Origin of the sequence: Mesorhizobium sp. M1A.F.Ca.IN.020.03.2.1, from assembly GCF_004023205.1 — a bacterium.
In the GTDB taxonomy this organism is placed as follows: domain Bacteria; phylum Pseudomonadota; class Alphaproteobacteria; order Rhizobiales; family Rhizobiaceae; genus Mesorhizobium.
Window position 1 is genome coordinate 1 of the sequence record NZ_RZSV01000441.1, and the last position, 1,821, is coordinate 1,821.

Annotated in this window: 2 protein-coding genes; both read left to right on the forward strand. The window is 63.4% G+C overall.

Annotated features, from left to right (window positions below):
* The first annotated feature begins 151 nt into the window (after positions 1–151).
* Entirely contained in the window at positions 152–1,057 is a 906-nt protein-coding gene (locus EOA79_RS31825; protein ID WP_206522089.1) for an ABC transporter permease, read from the forward strand.
* A partial coding sequence (locus tag EOA79_RS31830; RefSeq protein ID WP_164894060.1) for an ABC transporter permease occupies positions 1,047–1,821 on the forward strand: 775 nt, incomplete at its 3' end. The genes EOA79_RS31825 and EOA79_RS31830, both read left to right, overlap by 11 nt.

Sequence of the window (1,821 nt, forward strand, 5' to 3'; positions counted from 1 at the left end):
CCCGCCTTGCGGGGGAGATGGCCGGCAGGCCAGAGGGGGGTGTGGAGGATCTCGGCCTTGCCGCCGTTGATCTGATCGTCGGTGCGGCGCGATGACAATCGCCGCTGTTCAATCCAAGCCCGTGCCCGCCATCCTGCCCGGCAACGGCGGCATGCGCGGGGCGCTCTCCGACCTCTTCTGGCGCCGGCCGATACTTCTCTTGCTGCTCATGCTGCTGCCGCCGCTTCTGTGGCTGGGCATCGTCTATATAGGCTCGCTTTTCGCGCTGCTTTTGCAGAGCTTTTTCTCGATCGACGAGTTCTCCGGCCTGATCAACCGCGAGTTCACGCTGAAGACCTATGGCGACCTGTTCCAGGCCGCCAATCTCGACATCATCCTGCGCACGGTGACGATGGCGGCGCTCGTGACGCTCGCCTCCGCGGTCATCGCGTTCCCCATCGCCTATTACGCGGCGCGCTATGCGCGCGGCCGCTGGAAGGCGCTGTTCTATCTCGGCGTCATGCTGCCGCTCTGGTCGAGCTATCTGGTCAAGATCTACGCCTGGAAACTGATCCTCGCCAAGGAAGGCATTCTCACTTGGCTGTTAGGCAAGCTCGGCCTGCTATGGCTGCTCGAGGCCTGGCTGTCGTTGCCGATCGTTGGCGGCAACTCGCTGTCGGTCTCCTTCACCGGCACCTTCATCGTCTTCGTCTATGTCTGGCTGCCGTTCATGATCCTGCCTGTGCAGGCGGCGCTGGAACGCGTCCCCGGCAACCTCGTCGAGGCCTCGTCCGATCTCGGCGCCTCGCCCGGCCAGACCTTTCGTAACGTGCTCTTCCCGCTGGCGCTGCCGGGCATCGTCGCCGGCTCGATCTTCACCTTCTCGCTGACATTGGGCGACTACATCATCCCGCAGATCATCGGCACCTCGCGCCTGTTCATCGGCCAGGCCGTCTATTCGCAGCAAGGCACCGCCGGCAACATTCCTTTAGCCGCCGCCTTCACCGTGGTGCCCATCGTCTTCATGGGCTTCTATCTGTGGGGCGCCAAGCGCATGGGAGCTTTCGATGCGCTCTGATCGCGGCCAATCCGCTCCGCTCGGGCTGAAGATCGCCGCCGCCTGCGGCCTGCTCTTCCTGCATCTGCCGATCCTTTTGATCTTCGTCTATGCCTTCACCACCGAAGAGAAGAGTTTTGTGTGGCCGCCACCGGGTTTGACCACGCAATGGTTCGCCGTCACCTGGAACAGGCCGGATGTCTGGGAGGCGCTGTCGCTGTCGATCCGCGTCGCTGCCATTTCGACCGCGATCGCGCTGGTTCTTGGCACGCTCTGCGCCGCTGCGGTTTCGCGCACGCGCTTCTTCGGCCGCGAGGCGATTTCATTGCTCGTCATCCTGCCGATCGCGCTGCCCGGCATCATCACCGGCATCGCGCTGCGCTCGGCTTTTGCGCTCGCCGACATCCCGTTCTCGTTCTGGACGATCGTGCTCGGCCACGCCACTTTCTGCGTGGTCGTCGTCTACAACAATGCCGTCGCCCGTTTTCGCCGCACCTCAGGCTCGATGATCGAGGCCTCGATGGATCTCGGCGCCGACGGTTTTCAGACGTTTAGGCATGTCGTGCTGCCCAACATTGCAACCGCGCTGCTTGCCGGCGGCATGTTGGCCTTTGCGCTGTCCTTCGACGAGGTCATCGTCACCACCTTCACCGCCGGCCAGCAGCAGACTGTGCCGATCTGGATGCTGGAGGAGCTGATCAGACCGCGGCAGCGTCCGGTCACCAATGTCGTCGCCATGGTCGTCGTGCTGGTGACGCTGCTGCCGATCCTCTTTGCCTATTACC